Source organism: Streptomyces sp. NPDC058663 (assembly GCF_042716745.1).
Lineage (GTDB): Bacteria > Actinomycetota > Actinomycetes > Streptomycetales > Streptomycetaceae > Streptomyces.
In genome coordinates this window covers 18142-35786 of the sequence record NZ_JBHXRV010000070.1, presented here as the reverse complement: position 1 = coordinate 35786, position 17645 = coordinate 18142, and the positions used below count along the sequence as shown (strand labels likewise).

General features: G+C 73.3%; 15 protein-coding genes. 9 read left to right on the top strand and 6 right to left on the bottom strand.

The annotated features are described in order from the left end of the window. Positions 1 to 410 precede the first annotated feature (410 nt). Complete coding sequence (locus ACFWVV_RS34770) at positions 411 to 2207, bottom strand: hypothetical protein (protein ID WP_384358250.1); 1797 nt, start codon at positions 2205 to 2207, stop codon at positions 411 to 413. A gap of 202 nt (positions 2208 to 2409) precedes the next feature. After that, complete coding sequence (locus ACFWVV_RS34765) at positions 2410 to 2802, bottom strand: winged helix-turn-helix transcriptional regulator (RefSeq protein ID WP_384358252.1); 393 nt, start codon at positions 2800 to 2802, stop codon at positions 2410 to 2412. Between the two features lie 152 nt (positions 2803 to 2954). Here ACFWVV_RS34765 and ACFWVV_RS34760 point away from each other — a divergent pair, with 152 nt between their 5' ends. From ACFWVV_RS34760 to ACFWVV_RS34750, 3 genes are all read left to right on the top strand, one after another. After that, a complete protein-coding gene (locus ACFWVV_RS34760; RefSeq protein WP_384358248.1) occupies positions 2955 to 3365 on the top strand; it encodes a RidA family protein in 411 nt (136 codons plus the stop codon). A gap of 118 nt (positions 3366 to 3483) precedes the next feature. Beyond that, positions 3484 to 4059, top strand: coding sequence for a TetR/AcrR family transcriptional regulator (locus tag ACFWVV_RS34755; RefSeq protein ID WP_384358246.1), 576 nt, complete (start codon positions 3484 to 3486; stop codon positions 4057 to 4059). A 114-nt stretch (positions 4060 to 4173) separates the two neighbouring features. After that, positions 4174 to 5355, top strand: a complete 1182-nt coding sequence (locus tag ACFWVV_RS34750) for a GDSL-type esterase/lipase family protein (RefSeq protein ID WP_384358244.1) — start codon at positions 4174 to 4176, stop codon at positions 5353 to 5355. A 124-nt stretch (positions 5356 to 5479) separates the two neighbouring features. Here the strand turns inward: ACFWVV_RS34750 and ACFWVV_RS34745 are convergent, their stop codons facing one another. Then, complete coding sequence (locus tag ACFWVV_RS34745) at positions 5480 to 7102, bottom strand: alpha/beta hydrolase (RefSeq protein ID WP_384358242.1); 1623 nt, start codon at positions 7100 to 7102, stop codon at positions 5480 to 5482. A gap of 100 nt (positions 7103 to 7202) precedes the next feature. On the opposite strand from ACFWVV_RS34745, the gene ACFWVV_RS34740 reads away from it, so the two are divergent. Beyond that, positions 7203 to 8255, top strand: a complete 1053-nt coding sequence (locus ACFWVV_RS34740) for a MerR family transcriptional regulator (protein ID WP_384358240.1) — start codon at positions 7203 to 7205, stop codon at positions 8253 to 8255. On the opposite strand, the gene ACFWVV_RS34735 is transcribed toward ACFWVV_RS34740, so the two are convergent. Then, entirely contained in the window at positions 8155 to 8784 is a 630-nt protein-coding gene (locus tag ACFWVV_RS34735) for a TetR/AcrR family transcriptional regulator (RefSeq protein ID WP_384358238.1), read from the bottom strand. The two genes, ACFWVV_RS34740 and ACFWVV_RS34735, sit on opposite strands and share 101 nt — an antisense overlap. 136 nt (positions 8785 to 8920) lie before the next feature. Here ACFWVV_RS34735 and ACFWVV_RS34730 point away from each other — a divergent pair, with 136 nt between their 5' ends. Further along, positions 8921 to 9910, top strand: a complete 990-nt coding sequence (locus ACFWVV_RS34730; RefSeq protein ID WP_384358236.1) for an ABC transporter permease — start codon at positions 8921 to 8923, stop codon at positions 9908 to 9910. A 170-nt stretch (positions 9911 to 10080) separates the two neighbouring features. On the opposite strand, the gene ACFWVV_RS34725 is transcribed toward ACFWVV_RS34730, so the two are convergent. Beyond that, positions 10081 to 11673 (bottom strand): S8 family serine peptidase, encoded by a 1593-nt coding sequence (locus ACFWVV_RS34725; RefSeq protein ID WP_384358234.1) that lies wholly within the window; start codon positions 11671 to 11673, stop codon positions 10081 to 10083. 333 nt (positions 11674 to 12006) lie between these two features. Here ACFWVV_RS34725 and ACFWVV_RS34720 point away from each other — a divergent pair, with 333 nt between their 5' ends. After that, a complete protein-coding gene (locus ACFWVV_RS34720) occupies positions 12007 to 12249 on the top strand; it encodes a DUF6411 family protein (RefSeq protein ID WP_384358232.1) in 243 nt (80 codons plus the stop codon). Between the two features lie 107 nt (positions 12250 to 12356). Then, positions 12357 to 12869 (top strand): GNAT family N-acetyltransferase, encoded by a 513-nt coding sequence (locus ACFWVV_RS34715; protein ID WP_384358230.1) that lies wholly within the window; start codon positions 12357 to 12359, stop codon positions 12867 to 12869. 111 nt (positions 12870 to 12980) lie between these two features. Here ACFWVV_RS34715 and ACFWVV_RS34710 read toward each other — a convergent pair whose 3' ends face one another. After that, the gene (locus ACFWVV_RS34710; RefSeq protein WP_384358228.1) at positions 12981 to 14216 is read right to left on the bottom strand and encodes an FAD-dependent monooxygenase; all 1236 of its coding nucleotides are present in this window, start codon (positions 14214 to 14216) and stop codon (positions 12981 to 12983) included. Positions 14217 to 14948: 732 nt separating this feature from the next. Between ACFWVV_RS34710 and ACFWVV_RS34705 the strand changes: the two genes are divergently transcribed. After that, complete coding sequence (locus ACFWVV_RS34705; RefSeq protein WP_384358226.1) at positions 14949 to 16178, top strand: glycosyltransferase family 4 protein; 1230 nt, start codon at positions 14949 to 14951, stop codon at positions 16176 to 16178. Continuing rightward, on the top strand, positions 16178 to 17644 hold the full coding sequence (locus ACFWVV_RS34700) for a sugar transferase (protein ID WP_384358224.1): 1467 nt from the start codon (positions 16178 to 16180) through the stop codon (positions 17642 to 17644). The genes ACFWVV_RS34705 and ACFWVV_RS34700 overlap by 1 nt, the downstream gene beginning before the upstream one ends. Position 17645 lies beyond the last annotated feature (1 nt).

The window sequence follows — 17645 nt, the reverse complement described above, 5'->3', positions numbered from 1 at the left end:
CCCCCCCCCCCCCCCCCCCGGGGGCGCGGGGCCCCCGCGCGGGCGGTCGGACCGGCGCCTGGCCGCCCCCGGAGGGGGGGGGGGGGCCCCCGCACCCAACCCGGGGCCCCACCCCACATCCATGTGTGCTCCCGGGCGGGGAACCATGCGTGCCCCGGTGGGAAACCGGGACTGGCACGGAGCGGCAGTGAGCAACGGGAAAGAAGAAGCGTGTCGCCATAAGGCCGCGTTTTCCGGGCAGGTGTATCAGGGCGGCCGGGGCGGCTGGCGTCACGCAGGGAACCTTGCGCCTCCAGCGCCATCCGTCCCGGCGGTGTACAGCCGCCGGTCCGTCCCGGTGGTGAACAGCCGCCGGTCCGTCCCGGCGGTGAACAGTCGCCGGTCCGTTCCCGCGGTGTACAACAGCCGGCTCACCCCTCCGGGTCCGCGTCGGACTCCTTCGGCAGCGGGCAGCCGAAGGGAAGGGCCCGCTCGGACAGGCGGCCCGTGACGGGGGCGCCGCACTCGGCCCCCTCCATGACGCCTTCGGCGTCCCACGGCCCCTCGACGTCCGTCAGCCACTCCACCGCCGACAACTGCGCGAGGAGAGCGGGGAGTTCCGCCACTTCCACGGCGCACAGCGCGGCCAGCGCCCCCGCCTCCAGGCCCCGGCCCCCGGGGCCGAGCCGGCCGTCGGCACTGCTGTGCGCGGCGCAGGCGACAGCCAGCAGCCGCGCGGCCGCGGGCAGCTTCTTCTTGCGCAGCTTGCGGTCTCCGACGGCCTTCTGCGCCCACCCGGAGAGCTTGGTCCGCGCCACCTTCCCGAAGCAGAACGGCCCGCCCTCCTCACCCCGGACGAGGGAGGGCACGAGGACGGGCACCGGGTTCTCCGGGGCGGAGGTCAGCAACTCGTCTACGGTGCCGGGCAGTTGCAGCCAGCCCGCATCGACGAACTCCTGGACGACCTGCGCCGCATCGCCCAGCGGCCAGCCGTTCACGTCCTGGCCGGTGATGTTGCCGCTGCCGGTACGCGCGGAGCGCAGGGTCACCAGCAGCGCGAACAGCCGCGCCTCGGGACCCGGAACCGGCGTGTGGTCCCGGACGTGCGCCAGCACGGAGCGCGCGTGCTCCCACTGCGCCGACGCGCTCAGCAGCCGTGGCACGCCCCCCTCGGCGACGCCGCCGGTACGCTGCTCGTGCTGGTGCCGGACTGTGGCCGCGGCCTGCGAGGCCCGCCGCGCCTCGTCCCGCAGCGTCTCGTCGCAGGTCTGGTCCGCCCACATGGTGAAGGCGATCGCCTTGCGCTCCTGCAGACCGGCGAGTACGGGCAGATCGGGCTCGTCCCGGCGCTGATAGGCGCGGAACTCCTCACCGAGCCGGATGAGCTCGTCGCGCAGTGCGGCCGGCCGCAGGTCGTGCGGCACCGGGCGCTGCGCGATCCTGCCCTGCCGCCGGGGCCGGCGCGGCCTGGGCACCGCGTCCCGGGGCGTCGAGTACGGGAGCCCGGCCCCATCGGCCGTGCCCGGACCGGCAGACGCGGCCCCCTCGGCCACATCCGCACCGGGAACTGTGGGTGCGGCGGAGAAGTGCGGCACGCCCACCCCGCCCCGGAAGCCGGAAGGAGGTGCGGAGGCGACGCCCGCGCCGCTGACGGAAGGCGACGGGGGGCGGGAACCAGGATGTTGCCCGGATGACGCGAGGCCCGGCCCCGGGGCGGCGGGCGACGACGTGGCGGCGGGCGACGACGTGGCGGGGGCCGGTGAATCGGCGGGGGACGGCGGCCTGGCGGGGGTGGAGGCCACCACCCGGGCGGTGGGGTGGGCGGCCGCACAGCGCGCGCAGCACTCCCAGGCACGCCACCAGCGCCCCGCCGGATCGGTGACCACGGCCAGCACGACCGCCCCGCCGCAACTCCGGGCCGGGCCCGCGGCCCCCCGGCCTTCCCCCTCCGCGTGCGCCTGACACCCCTCGGCACGGCACGCGCACGCCGCCTCGCCCCGCGGCCCCCCGGCCGCCCGCAGATGCGCCTGCAGATGCGCACCGGCGAAGGACCGGCCCTGAGCGGCCGACGGAAGCCGCTGCGGTGCGCAGGCCGGCCGGCTGCAGTCGACCTTCACCGCGGCCACCCCGCGCCCCACCCCGTCCAACCGCACGGTCCACACCCGCCCGGGCACCCGCTCGACCACCCGCCCGGCCACCCGCTCACCCTTCGTCCCGGCCTGCGCCATGAACTGCCTCCGCTTTGCCGAAGACCCGCGGCCCGCGGGTCGCTCCCGTCCGGACTCGCCGGACTCACCTCCCGGACGGTAGAAGGTGTGCGCCCGCCATCTCCGGTCATCACGTACACATCATTCGATCGAGTGCACGGACGCCCGCGCCGAAGGCGCTCGGGCAGTGCCCTCAGCGGCCCGGTACCTCCTGGCACCAGGGCTACAGGGCTGCTGCCGCTTCTTCCCGCGCGTCAAAGGCTTCGCGTGCGCGCGCGACGGCGGGCAGGTTCGCCGCGGCCCACGCCAGCAGCACCTCTACGGGGGCCCGGAAGGTCTTGCCGAGCGGGGTGATCCGGTACCTGACGGCCACCGGGCGGGTGGAGACGACCTCGCGCTCGACCACGCCGTTCCGCTCCAGCCGCCGCAGCGTCGCGGTCAGCGACTTCTGCGTCACCTGGGGGATGGCCCGGCGCAACTCGTTGAACCGGCACGGGCGTTCACAGAGCTCGTTGAGGACGCTGAGCGACCACTTGTCGAGGACCTGGTCGAGCAGTTCGCGGTGCGGGAGGTCGATGCGGAACGTGTCGTCGGTATCCGTGCCATCGGTATGCATACGGGCGGCATCCGTGCGGACGGCATCCGTGCAGGCGGTATCCGTACGGGCGATGCCCATGCGGGCGGTATCCATGGCGAAACCTGGTCTCGTTGAAGTGTCCTTCTTGTACTAGGTAGCTTACGGATACCTAATGCGGAGGAGAACTACCCATGTCCGTACAGCACTTCACCCCCGAAGGCATGCTGCAGCCGGTCCCCTACCACCACGTGTCCGTGGGCACCGGAACCAGGCACGTCCACGTCAGCGGGCAGATCGCGCGCAAGTCCGACGGGACGCCGGTCGCGCCCGGCGATCTGGCCGGGCAGGTCGCCCAGGCGCTGCGCAACACCTCCGTCGGATTGGCAGGTGCGGGCGCGTCCTTCGCGGACGTGCTGCGCCTGACGTTCTACGTGACCCGGTGGAGCCCGGAGCAGATCGGCGACTTCATGGCCGGGGTGGAGTCCGTCGCGGATGAGATCGGGCTGCGGCTCCCGCTGCCGCCGGCCTCCCTCATCGGTGTCGACCACCTCTTCGAGCCGGATGTGCTGGTCGAGGTCGAAGCCACCGCGCTGCTCGACTGAACCCCGGGGGCCGCCCTCCCTCCTAAACGTTGATCCCATTTGCCTAAATCAATTAGGCAGGTGCATCATCATCGAAGTCCTCTGAGGGCAGAGGTGACCAACGATCCGGAGGACGAGCATGGCCGTACGCGCAGGACTGACCGCGGAACGCCTGGTCCGGGCGGGGGCGGAGCTGGCCGACGAGACGGGGTTCGAGCAGGTGACCCCGGCGGCCCTCGCCCGGCGGGTCGGCGTGAAGACCGCGAGCCTCTACTCACACGTGCAGAGTGCCCACGACCTCAAGACCAGGGTCGCCCTGCTCGCCCTGGAGGAGCTCGCCGACCAGGTGTCCGCCGCGGTGGCCGGACGAGCGGGCAAGGACGCTCTGGCCGCCTTCGCGAACGCCTACCGCGACTACGCCCTCGCCCACCCCGGACGCTTCGCCGCGGCCCGGTTCCCGCTCGACCCGCAGACGGCGGCCGCCAGCGCCGGTGTGCGGCACGCGGCGATGACGAGGGCGCTCCTGCGCGGCTACCACCTGGCCGAACCGCACCAGACACACGCCGTACGGCTGCTGGGCAGCGTCTTCAGCGGCTACGTCGTGCTGGAGACGGCCGGCGGATTCAGCCACAGCGCCCCCGACTCGCAGGAGAGCTGGGAAGAAATCATCGACGCGCTCGACACCCTGCTGCGCACCTGGCCCACCGCCGCCTGACCCGGCCCCGGGCGGCGGCCCGCGGCGTACGCGGCGACCCGCGAGAACCCGCGGGCGAGAACCCGCAGCGACCCGCGACATCCACGACACACCAGACGAACCAGCGAGACGAAGATGACCACGACACACCACTGGACCACGACCCCCCTCACCGCCGAACTCATCCGCGGCGCCCTCGACCTGGAGCACACCGACCGTGGTGTGCTGCCGCACCGGCTGCCTGCGTCCGCCCGTGAGCAGATGCCCGACGGCCAACTGGCCATGGCGGAGTCCCAGCCCTCCGGGGTGCGGCTGGTCCTCCGTACCCGGGCCACCGCCGTCGAACTGGACGTCGTAGCCACCAAGCGGATCTATCCCGGCGCGCCGCAGCGACCCGACGGGGTGTACGAACTCCTCGCCGACGGGCAGCTCTTCGGCCGGGCCAGCGCGGCGGACGGCGACACGCTCACCATCGACATGGCCACCGGAAGCGTGGAGTCCCGCCCCGGCCCGGTGGAGACGCTGCGGTTCACCGGCCTGCCCGGCCACGAGAAGGACGTCGAGATCTGGCTGCCGCACGACGAGAGCACCCAGCTCGTCGCCCTGCGCACCAACGCCCCCGCCCACACACCACCGCCCAGCGGCCGCAAGGTCTGGCTGCACCACGGCAGCTCGATCAGCCACGGCTCCCACGCCACGGCCCCGACCGGCACCTGGCCCGCGCTGGCCGCCGCACTCGGCGGGGCGGAACTCATCAACCTGGGGTTCAGCGGCAGCGCCCTGCTCGACCCGTTCACCGCCCGCACCATGCGCGACACCCCCGCCGACCTGATCAGCGTCAAGATCGGCATCAATCTCGTCAACACCGACCTGATGCGGCTGCGCGCCTTCGGCCCGGCCGTCCACGGATTCCTCGACACCTTGCGCGAGGGGCACCCCACCACACCGCTGCTGATCGTCTCCCCCCTCTACTGCGCCCTCCACGAGAACACGCCCGGCCCGACCGCCATGGACCTCGGTGCCATGAGTGAGGGGCAGCTCAGGTTCACGGCCACCGGCGACCCCGCGCAGACCGCCGCCGGGAAGCTCACGCTCACCGTGATCCGCGACGAACTGGCCCGTATCGTCCGGCAACGCACCGCCGCCGACCCGAACCTCCACTACCTGAACGGCCTCGACCTCTACGGCGAGGACGACCACACCGAACTGCCCCTGCCCGACGGCCTGCACCCGGACGCCGCCGCCCACCGGCGCATCGGCGAACGCTTCGCCCAACTCGCTTTCCACGACGGCCCGTTCGCCGGAACGAGCGACTGAGGGGCGCCGCGGGCCGAGCGCGCCGAGGAGGTCACCCGCCCCGGCACCAACGGCTGCACGCGGCCCTTCGGCGGGATGCCCCCAGCCCGCTGCCGGCCCCAGCTGCCCCCCGTCGTCACCGACGTCAGGCCCGCAGGTACCCCACCACCTTCTCCAGCGCGCTCCGCACCGCCTCCCGTGACTCGTCGGTCGGGTCGAGCGTCTCGAAGCCGTGGTGGCCGTGCGGTACGTCGACGAGGTCGAGCCGGGCCCCGCACTCCTCGCCCGCCGCCACGAACGCCTCAACGGTGGCCGCGATCGCGGGCACCTCCAGCCCCGCCCGGGTGAGCACCACGGGCAGGTCCCCCGCCCGCGCCACCGCTCGTACCGGGCGGAACCGTTCCCCGCTCAGGCCCCAGCTGGGCATGGGGTCCAGGATCGGGTACGTGGCCGCCAGGCAGCGCAGCCACGGGGGAGGAGCGGCCAGCCACTCCGCCGACAGCGGCCCCCCGCCCGAGAAGAACCACAGGGCGATCCGGTCCGCGTCCACCCGGGGGTCCTCGCGCAGCTGCTCCACCGCGGCGGCCACGTCATCGGCGGCCACCGGGTAGTCGCCCACGTCGTGCAGCCGATGGTCGAGCATCGCGCCGACGACTCCGCGCGCCGCGGCCAGGCCCGCGTACCCCTGGTACATCGGCCAGTCGCGCGGGGTCGGCGCGAGTCCTGCGGGTACCGGTCCGCCGTGCACGAACAGCACCGCGGGGAGCGGCCCCCCGGCGGCGTCGGGCTCCGGGAGGTAGAGGTCGACGCGCCCGGCCCGCTCACGCGGCACGCCGGGAACGTCCAGCAGGAACGGCCGCAGATGCGCGGGAGGCGCGGCGGCGTCGGCGGGCTTCAGCCGGTGCCCCTCGCCCGCGGCGGCCCGCAGCAGTGTCCCGGCGAGTTCGGCGGGGCAGGACAGCATCGGCCAGTGCCCGGTGGGGAGTTCGAAGAAGCTCACCCGAGGGTCCAGCAGCGACTGGAGCGCCGGGTCGCCGAGGTCGACGATCATCTGGACCATCTCGATGCCGGCGCCGCTGCCGGTGCACAGCACCGCGGTGGACGGCACCGAGGCCACCGCACCGGTCAGCCGCAGCGGCCGGCGCAGAGTGGCCAGCGGCTGGGGCACCGCCTGCTCCGTCAGACGGGTCAGTGCCGCCCCGTCGAGGCCCGCGGTACTGCCCCAGCGCTGCCACTCCTCCCCGGTCGGCGGGTCCAGCACCACCGTGCCGTCCCCGTCGTCCTTGGCGGCGAGTTCCTCGCGCAGCCCCTGGTCGGGGACCGCGGCCAGTGGGGGCACGCCGTCCTTCGGCATCCCCGCGTCCACGTAGACGACCCGCGCGATGTGCTCCGCCCGGCGGTCCGCGGCGGCCAGGGCCGGGTGGATCCCGTAGCCGTGACCCACCAGCACGAGCCGCGGGGTGTCCGTCCCCGCCGCCGCGGCCTCCGCGCACACCGAGTCGACGACCGCGACGACGTCCGCGATGTGCGTCTCCAGGTCGACGGCCGGCAGCGCGGATCCGTGTCCGGAGCCGGAGCCCCGGCCGGGGCCGGGACCGTGGCCGGAGTCGAAATTGAAGCCGGAGCCGGAGCCGGAGCCGGAGCCGGAGCCGACACGGCTCAGCGACACCGTGCGCGCCCGCGCCCCCGCCGCGGCCAGCCCGGCCGCGGTCTCCTCCCAGACATCCGCTCCGCCGAACTCACCCGGCACCAGGACGAACGTGGTCATGAATCCCTCCCCAAAAAGTCGACAAGTCACTTCCGCGGGCCGAAGGGCCACCGCCGCCCCGCTCGCCGTAAGGTAGAAACTCCTCCAGGGGGAGGTTCAAGTGTTCGCATCGCACGACGGGTTGTGCAGCATCGGTGAGCTCGCGGAGCACGCGGGAGTGACCGTCAAGACCGTACGTTTCTACTCCGACGAAGGGCTGCTCCCGGAAGCGCGGCGCAGCACCGGCGGACACCGGCGGTACGGCCCCGACGCCCTGGAGCGGCTGCACCTCATCCGCGCGCTGCGTGCCCTCGACCTCCCGGTCCGGGACGTGCGGCGCGTCCTCCAGCAGCACGACGTGGACACCGCGGGCGGCCCGGGAAGCGTGCTGGAGGACGCCGTCGCCGGCCGGCTGAGCGCGCTGGGCACCCAGCTCACCGCTCTGCGCTGGCAGGAAGCGGGACTCCACCTCGTCCAGGACAGCCCGCCGGCCGAACTCGCGGACCGGCTGCGCCTGCTCGGCGCGATCAGCACCCCGCCCACCACGGACTCCCTGGTCCGTTTCTGGCGAGGCTGGCTGCCGCCGCGCATGCCGCCCCGGTCGACCGCCGCGTTCCTGGCCGTGGCGGTACCCCAGCCGCCGCCCGACCCCGCCCCCGCCCAGGCGCTCGCCTTCGCCCGCCTGCACGCTCTGGTCTCCCGCCCCTGCCCGGGCGCCGCCCAGCCCCAGCCCGCGGCGCACCGGGCCACGGGTGCCGACGGGGCCGTACTGCTGTACGAGGGACTGGCCGAGGCGTACGAACTGGCGGGCGCCCAGATGCTCCAGGGCCGCGCACCGCACCGGGGCGAGGCACTGGACAGCTTCGTCCAGGCGTACGTGAACGCCTACGGCGGCCGGGACACACCGCACTTCCGCACCGACCTGCGCGGACAGCTCGCCACCGACCCGCGCATCGACCGGTACTGGGACCTGGTCAGCGAGACACTCACCCCGCCCGGCGCCTGTCCCGCACCCACTCCGGGCTCCGCCCACGACTGGCTGTGCGCGGCACTGGACGGGGACGACGCGGGGATCACGTCACCGGGCGCTGCTGCCCCATCGTCATCAGTGCACGCAGCCCGTCGCGCACCACGTCCGTCGGAGCAGCCCCGAACAGCGCCTGCTGGGCGATGAACCCCTGCGCCACGGCGATCATCGTGCGCGCCACGTGGTCGGCCGGTACGTCGTCGGACATCAGGCCGGCCGCGCGGTACCCGTCCACCAGCCGTACCCACGCGCCGCGCATCTCCGTGTACCCCTGGCGCAGCAGCGCGGCCAGCCGCTCGTCGCGGAGGGTCTCCGCCCACACCTGGAGCACCAGCCCCGGGAAGGCGGCGCGCCCGTCGATGCGCAGCCCGTCGCGGGCCTCGATGACCTGGCCGACCACCTGGGCCAGCAGCTCGTCGGGCGGCGGCGGGGGGCTCTGCCGCGCGGCGGCGTCGAAGGCGCCGCGGACGTCCGCGAACACCTCGGCCGCGATGGCCGTGATCAGGTCGTCCTTGCTGCCGAAGTACCGGTAGACGGCCCCCGGGGAGAGACCGATCTCCCGCAGTACGTCCTGCATGGACGCGGCGTGGAAGCCCGATCGGGCGAAACAGCGCGTCGCCCCGTCGAGGATCTGCCGACGGCGGGCATCGAGATGTTCCTGGGATACACGAGCCATGACCACAAAGTAGAACGAACATTCATTCTTGACAAGCGCACCGGGAGGGGCACTATGAAAGAGAGAAAACGAACGATCCTTCTCTATGAATGACCCATCGGCCCATCCACGCCACCGCCAGGGAACGAGGGACCCCATGTCCACCTCACTCACCCGCTCCCGCCGCACACTCGCGGCACTGCTGCTGGCCCCCGTCGTGGCCGCCCTCGCCCTGTGGGCGTTCGCCTGGCCCGCCACCCGGATCGCCCCGCGAGACCTCCCGGTCGCCGTCGCCGGCCCGCCCGCCGCGGCCGACCGGCTCCAGCAGGGCTTCACGCGGGCACCGGGCGCTTTCGAAGTGCACCGCTATCCCGACGCCGCCGCCGCCCGTACCGCGATCGAGAACCGGGAGGTCTACGGCGCACTCGTGGCGGGCGAGCGGGGAGTGGAGGTCCTGACGGCGTCCGCCGCGAGCCCGCTCGTCGCCCAGCTGCTCCGGGAGACCGCCGTCTCCCGCGCCCCGGCCGGCACCCCGCCGCGCGTGACGGACGTCGTGGCCGCACCGCCGGGCGACCCCCGGGGCGGTGCGCTCGGAGCGAGCGTGCTGCCGCTCGTCCTGTCGGGAATGGCCGCGGGGGTCCTGGTGACGGTGCTGGGGCTGCGCGGAGCGCGCGGCGTTCTGGTGCTGGCCGGCGCGTCCGCGCTGGTCGGCGTCGTGGCGACCGCCCTCGCGCACAGCTGGCTCGGCATCCTCACCGGCGGCTGGTGGGCGGTGGCGGGTGTACTCGGGCTGACCGTCCTGGCCGTCGCCGCGGCGATCGCGGGCCTGGCCGCCCTGCTCGGCCGGGCCGGCCTGGTGATCGGCGGGCTGCTGATGGTCCTGATCGGCAACCCCTTCTCCGGGGTGACGAGCGCCCCGCAGCTGCTGCCCGAACCCGCCGGATTCCTCGGCCAGTTGCTGCCGCCCGGCGCGGGCGGCACCCTGCTCAGGTCCGTCTCCTTCTTCGACGGCGCAGGGGCGGGCGCGGCCCACCTCACCCTGACCCTGTGGGCCGGACTCGGACTGCTCGCGGTACTGGCCGTCAAGGACCGTGGCACCACCGGCACGGCGCAGCAGGACGCGGCGCCGTCGCCCGCGGGCGGCTGACACACGGCACGACAGGGGGCGGGCGCCGTATGGCGTCCGCCCCCTGCTGTACATCACGGCCTGTACGTCACGGCCTGTACGTCACGTGCTGTGTGCGTCGTCCCGTGCTGTACGTCGGTCCGTACGTCAGTGTGGTGCGCGGCCTTGGGGGGCCGCTACCTGCTCCGGGATCAGAACTGGAGGGCCCACAGGTCGATCTTGCCGACGTCCGCGTTGGCGTTGTCGGCGACCCTCAGCTTCCAGGTGCCGTTGGCCACCTCGGAGGATGCGTTGACGGTGTACGTCTGGGCGATGTTGTCGGCGCTGCCGCCCGTCCCGAACGCCTTGAGGTTGTAGACGCTGCCGTCGGGGGCCACCAGGTCGACCTTCAGGTCACCGATGTAGGTGTGCTTGATGTCGACCGGGACGCTCAGGGCCGCCGGGGCGTTGCCCGCGACACCGCTGACGGTGACCGGGGACTCGACCGTGGCGTTGTCGCTGATCGCCACGTCGGTGGCGTTCTCGAAGCGCTTGCCGGGCGGCGGGGTGGTCGAACTGCCCACGTTCAGGAGCTTGTTGGGGGAGCCCGTACCCGGGTTGCCGACCACGTTCGGGGTGGCGGCGCTGCTGAGCGCGGCGGAGACCTGCGCCGGGGTGGCGGACCTGTTGCCGGCCAGGTAGAGCGCGGCTGCGCCCGCCGCGTGCGGGGCGGCCATCGACGTGCCGGAGATGGTGTTGGTGGCGGTGTCGCCGGTGTTCCACGACGAGGTGATGGAGGAGCCAGGCGCGAACAGGTCCAGCACGCTGCCGTAGTTCGAGAAGCTGGAGCGGGCGTCGGTGTTGGTGGTCGAACCGACGGTGATCGCCTCGGTGACGCGCGCCGGGGAGTAGTTCTGAGCGTTGGCACCGCTGTTGCCCGCAGCGACCGCGTACGTGATGCCGCTGGCTATGGAGTTGCGTACGGCCGTGTCGAGGGCGGTGTCCACGCCGCCGCCGAGGCTCATGTTGGCGACGGCCGGCTTCACGGCGTTCCTCGTCACCCAGTCGATGCCGGCGACGACCTGGGCGGTGCTGCCCGAGCCCTGGTTGTTGAGCACGCGGACGCCGACGATCTTCGCCTTCTTGGCGACGCCGTACGCGCTGCCGCCGACCGTGCCCGCGACGTGCGTGCCGTGGCCGTTGCCGTCCTGGGCGGTGTTGTCGTTGTCGATCGCGTCGAAGCCGTAGCTCGCGCGGCCGCCGAAGTCGCTGTGGGTGATGCGTACACCGGTGTCGATGATGTACGCCGTCACGCCCTCGCCCGCACTGTCGGGGTAGGTGTAGCTGTTGTCGAGCGGCAGGGCCCGCTGGTCGATGCGGTCCAGGCCCCAGGAGGGCGGGTTGGGCTGGGTGGCGTCGATGCTGAACACGCGGTTCTGGGCGACCGCCGCGACCGCGGGGTCGGCGGCGAACTTCTTCGCCTGGGCCTCGGACAGCTCGACCGCGTACCCGTTGAGGGCCCGCTCGTAGGTGTCCTTGATCTTGGCGCCGTACCGCTTGGCCAGGGCCTGGCCCTGCGGGGACTCCGCGTCGACGACGGAGTCCTTGAGGGTGACGATGTAGCTGCCCGGAATGGCTCCGGCGACACCGGCGTTCTCGATCCGGCCTTCGGCGGCAGCGGGAGCCGCGGCGGCGGGCAGCACGGAGACGGCGCCGAGCGCGAGGGCTGCGACGGAAGTGGCACCGGCCACCGCCCATCTTCGGGTGACGGAACCGCTGCGGAAGGGTGCTGGACGCATCGACATCGGAGGGGTCCTCCTCATGAGGTGGTGCACCGAGGTGCATCTGTGGGGGAGTGCACGACAGGGGCATGACAAACCAACGGGCGGTGGAGCCCGGGTTGCCGCCGTCCTGCCGACACCGAAAGATTGACCCATCCCCCTTGACCTCACAAGAGGTCCTGCACCCCTGCAACACTGCCGCCACACAATCGACATGACGCACCGTCATATGCGCGGAAGCCGTCGGCGCCCGGCGCCCCGGCGGGCGGCCGGAGGTGCGCAGGGCGTACGGAGCCCGGGGCGGGGCACACGGAACGTGTCCGCGCAGTCCTCTCCGACAACGAACCGAGGTGTGTCATGGTGGTGCTCGCCATCGTCGCCGTTTGCGTCGTCCTGCTGGTCCTGGCCTTTCTGCTGCCCCGCCTCTCGCGCCATCCGGAGCGCGGCACCCAGCGCACGCTCGGCGCGGGCTCCCGGGCCGCGAGCAAGGCTCCTGGCCCCCTCGGCCGCTGGCTGAGCAAGCCGTTCGGCAGCAGCTCCCGCGCTGTCGGCCGCAGTGGTTCGGCGGGCCGCAAGGGCCGCGGCCGCATGCCTTTCTGACCGGAACCGGCCGGTATTCGGCGCGATACCGCACCGGCCCGGCCACCTCACCGCGCGGACTGCCCAGCGGCCGCACCCCCGTGCCCCGCGGATGACAGACTGCGCGGATGATCGCTGATCTTCCCGTCGGTCTGACGGCCAGGCACCTCGTCGAAGACGACCATTCCCGGGTGCTGGGTGTACTCGACACCTGGTGGGGCGGCCTCAAGGGGGAAGCGGGGGCGAGAGAACGCGCGCTGCTGCTGCCCCGGCTGTACTTCCAGCACTTCACCACCACCGGTTTCCTGGTCGAACGCGGCGAGGGCCCCCTCGTCGCCTTCCTGGTCGGCTTCCTGTCGCAGAGCGAACCCGACACCGCCTATGTGCACTTCGTCGGCGTCGACCCAACGCTGCACGGGCAGGGGGTCGGGCGTGCCCTCTACCGGGCCTTCTTCGCGCTCGCCCGGTCGCACGGACGCCGTTACGTGCACTGCGTCACCAGCCCGGAGAACGCCGCCTCGCAGGCCTTCCACACCCGGCTCGGCTTCACGGCCTCAGCGGTGAAGCCGGACTACGACGGCCCGGGCCTCGACCGGGTGGCCTTCAGCATCGACCTCTCCGCCGCCGGCACGCAGAGCTGATCCGCCCGGTCATCCTGCCGGGCCGCGGAGCTGCCCCCAGTCCTCCCGCCGGCCCGCGGAGCTGATCCCCCGGTTCCTCCCGCCGGGCCGCGGAGCCGGTCCGGTGCCGGCTCAGCCGACCCGGTCGCGCTGTGCGGCGGAGGGCGCCGAGGTCCGGGTCTGTGCCATGCGTCCCAGGCGGGGTCCCAGCCAGCGTTTGAGACTGCGCATCGCCGGGAGGCGGCCCGCGGCGCGGTCGAGGTGGTAGTAGAGCTGCGGCGGCACGTGCGGCAGCAACGGAGAATGCCGTTGGCCGAGCAGGGCGAACATCCGCTCCGGTGGCAGCCGGAGATAGCGCGGGAGGTTCTCGTACCACTGGGCGCTGAAGCGCGCCGCGCTCTGGGTGGCGAGCAGGGCGGCCTTGCGTTCCCGCTCGTAGCGGTGCAGGGCGGTGGCGGTGGAGGGCTCCTCGCGCACCGCGGTGGCGAGTGCGACGGCGTCCTCGATCGCCAGGGTGGTGCCGGCGCCGATCGAGTAGTGCGTCGTATGGGCGGCGTCCCCGAGGAGGACGGCCTTCCCGTGGTGCCAGCGCTCGTTGGTCACCGTCCGGAAGGTCTGCCAGCGGGGGCGCCCGCCCGCCCCGGAGGAGCCGATGAGGCGATGTCCCTCCAGCGGCCCGGCGAACAGTTCCCCCAGGAGCGCCAGCGTCCCGGCCTCGTCCGCCGAGTCGAGCCCGAGGCCCTGGTGCGTCCGCGGCGGGCACTCCACGATGAACGTGCTGAGGTTCTCCCCGTATCCGTAGGCGTAGCACCAGATCCAGCCGTGCGGCGTCTCCACGAAGGCGAAGGTGAACGCGTCGAACCGCTTCGTCGTGCCGAGCCAGAGATAGGTGTTGCGGCCCGGGACCGCCGTGGGGCGGAAGTGGTCGGCGAAGCGTTCCCGCAGTGCGCTGTGGACGCCGTCTCCCGCGACGACGAGATCGGCGTCGGGGAGCGGACTGCCCGGTGACCACGGGTGTGCGTGGACGACCCGTACGCCGAGCGACTCGGCGCGTGCGGCGAGGATCGCCAGCAGGCGGTGACGGCTGATGCCGAACCCGGAGTCGCCGTCGTGCAGCGTGGTGCGGCCCCCGACGTGGGCGACACCGCCGCTCCAGCGGACCGAAGCGGCGCGGATGCTCTCGGCACTGTCGAGGTCGCAGTCACGGAGCCGGTCGAGCAGCCCGCCCCAGTAGGTGACCCCCCAGCCGTACGTGGCACCGGCCGCGTCGCGTTCGTAGACCGTGATGTCGTGCGATGGGTCCTGACGCTTCATCAGGATCGCGAAGTACAGGCCGGCAGGCCCCCCGCCGATACACGCGATCCTCACACATGCTCCTCATTGTGACCTCGGGTGATTTACCGAGCGCGAAGAGTAGCAAGGTGGATACGCCCGTCTGCGGAGGTGCGTCCTTTTGAGTGAGGCGTCGTGGGCGGTGTACGCAACGGGGCCGATCGCGCGTTAGTAGTGCTGACTCCCCGGCCGTCCGGGGCTGTTGGTCCGGCTCGCGCGGAACGCTCCGCCGAATGGGGGTAAGCAGAATTTCGGCTCTGTGTGCATGCGCGCCTGTTGTGCCTTATGTCCGCCATCTGAGAATGTGCACTCCTATTTTCATCCAACGAAATCCGGAGTGGGACGCATGCGGAAGTCAGCGAGTGCTGCTTCGCCAGGCACTTGGGAAACACCGGTCCGGTCCCCTCGTTTCTCCATATGAACGCAAGGCAGCTGTTCCGGGCGGCCTGAGATGAACGAGCGGCCCCCTCCCCCTCCCCTTCCCCCGGGCCCGCGGCACCAGGCCTGCCCCTTCGCGCCCCGAGCGGCGGCCCCGTAACCCTCCCGCGCGAAACCCGCGGCCCCGCACGGCTCCTGGAGCGTCTTCCCGCTCCATGGGCCGCCCCGAACCGCCCGGCCCCGATGCGCAGTTCCCCGCCCGGCACCTGCCCGTGCCCGGTACGACCGCATCCCTCCACTCAGAGGGCACCAGGCCCCTCCGCGCTGCGGCCGGCCGCCCGGCCCCCGCACCCGAGCCAGTTCAACTTCCACGCACGAAGGGAGCCACCCGTGAGGCACAGCCCGTCCGGAAAACGGCTGCTGACGGTTCTTCATCTGGTGCAGCCGGTGGACGGTGGAGTCGCCCGCGTGGTCGTCGACCTCGTCAGATCCCAGGTCGGCCGGGGGGTGCGCGCGCTCGTGGCCTGCCCGCCCGGCGGCCCGCTCGCCCGGCAGGCCGCCGAGGCCGGCGCGGAGGTGCTCCGCTGGCCCGCCGGCCGGGCACCGGGCCCCGCACTCGCCTCCGAGGTGCTGACCGCGGCCGGGCTGATCCGCCGGAGCGCCCCCGACGTCCTGCACGCGCACAGCGCCAAGGCGGGGCTCGCCGGCCGGCTCGCGGTGAGGGGCCGGGTTCCGACCATCTTCCAGCCGCACGCGTGGTCGTTCGACGCGATGGAGGGACGCCCCGCGGGCCTGGCCCGTACGTGGGAGCGGCAGGCGGCCCGGTGGAGCACCAGGATCCTGTGCGTCAGCGAGGCCGAGCGGCACGCGGGGGAGGCGGCGGGGATCGCGGCCCGCTGGTCGGTGATCCACAACGGCATCGACCTCGCGCGTTTCAGCACCGACACCGCGGCAGATGGTGCGGCAGGCCACATGCCCGCCCCCGGCAGCGCGGCAGGCAACCCGGATGTCCGCACCGAAGCACGCCCCGGCGTGCCGGCGTTCGAGGGTCCGCCACCCGGTGCCCCCCTGGTGGTCTGCGTGGGCAGGCTGTGCCGGCAGAAGGGACAGGACGTCCTGCTGCGGGCCTGGCCCGCAGTCACCCGGTCGGTGCCCGGCGCACGGCTGGTCCTGGTGGGCGAAGGTCCCGAGGGGGAGCGGCTGCGCCACTTGGCCCCGCCCGGCGTCCTGTTCGCCGGTGCGGTCACGGACACCAGGCCCTGGCTGCACGCGGCCGACGTCGTCGTGCTCCCCTCGCGCTGGGAGGGCATGGCCCTGGCCCCCCTCGAAGCCATGGCCTGCGGAACCCCCGTCGTGCTGAGCGACGTCAGCGGCGCCCGGGAGAGCCTGCCACCCGGCGACGCAGCCCACTGTCTCGTACCGCCGCAGGAACCGGCGGCACTGGCGAGCGCCCTCACCGCCCTCCTGTGCGACCGGGCCCTCCGGGAGTCCCTGGGCCGACGGGCCCGCAGCCACGCCCGCGCCGCACACGACGTACGCACCACCGCCGCGGCAGTCCTCGACCTCTACCGGGAAGTCCTCGGCTCACCCCGGCCCGCCATGAGGGAGTGCACCCAGTAATGACGACAGAGAGCGCTCCCGCGGCGCGGACTTCCGCGCGCGAGGCCCAGCACGGCTCGACGCTGCTCCACGCGCCCCGCAGATCCGCGCGGCGCCGCCCCGTGGCGTCCTCCGTGAGCGCCGCCCACGGCCACCGGCACCTCGCGGTCCTGCTCGGCAGCGACGCGGTCACTCTCGCCGCGGCCCTGCTGCTGTCCCCGGGAGCCACCCGGCCGTGGTGGGCGGTCGCCCCGCTCGTGTGCGTACAGCTGCTGCTGCTGGCGTACGGCGGCCTCTACCGCCCGCGGCTCTCCCCGTCCGCGCTCGCCGAACTGCCGGCGCTGGCCGGCCTCGCCCTGCTCCAGTGGATCGCCACCACCGAGGTCTTCGCCGCGTACGGCTCCGGCCACGACTCCGGATGGCCAGCTGCGGCCTGCGCCGCGGCCCTCCAGGCGCTGCTGGTCTGCGGGGGACGGGCCGGGACCTACCGGCTGAACCGCCGCCAGGCCGCCCGCCACCCCCAGTCGACGCTCGTCGTGGGCGACGGACCCCTCGCGCAGCGCCTCACCACAGCCCTCTACGAGCGCGCCGAGTACGGCATGCGGCCGGTGGGACAGGTCGGTGTGACCGAGACGCCGTCGGCGGGCCTCCTCACCCTGCCCGTGCTCGCCACCGCGGAGGACGTCAGCCGGGCGGTCGTACAGGCCGACGTACGGCACGCCGTCTTCGTCCGGCCGCACACGGGCGGGCCGGACCCGCAGGAGCTGATCGCCCTGCTCACCGGATACGGCTGCCGCCTCTGGGCCGTCGAAGGACCGGAAACGGCCGCTGTCGGGCCGGGTGCATCGGCGGGCGCCGACCACCTGTGGGGATTCGCCGTGCGCCCCATGACGGTGCCGCAGAACCCGGTCGCCCTGGCCGCCAAGAGGGCCCTGGACGTCGTACTGGCCACCGTCGCCCTGGTCCTCGCCGCGCCCGTGCTCGCCGCCTGCGCCCTCGCGGTCAGGATCTCGGACGGCCCCGGCGTCCTGTTCCGCCAGGAGCGCGTCGGACTGCACGGGCAGCCGTTCGTCCTCCTGAAGTTCCGCACCCTGCGACCCGCCGACGCGCACGAGTCGGCCACCCGCTGGAGCGTCGCCCACGACCGCCGGATGAGCCCGGTCGGCAGCCTGCTGAGACGCTCGTCCCTCGACGAGCTGCCGCAGCTGTGGAACGTGCTGCGCGGCGACATGAGCATGGTCGGGCCCCGGCCCGAACGGCCCTACTTCGTCACCCAGTTCCGCCAGACCTACCCCGGCTACCAGGCCCGCCACCGCGTCCCCGTCGGCATCACGGGACTCGCCCAGGTCAACGGGCTGCGCGGCAACACGTCGATCGAGGACCGCGCCCGGTTCGACAACCACTACATCGAGACCTGGTCGCTCTGGCAGGACGTATGCATCCTCGCGCGCACCGCCGCCTCCCTGTTCCGGTTCGGGGGCAGCTGAG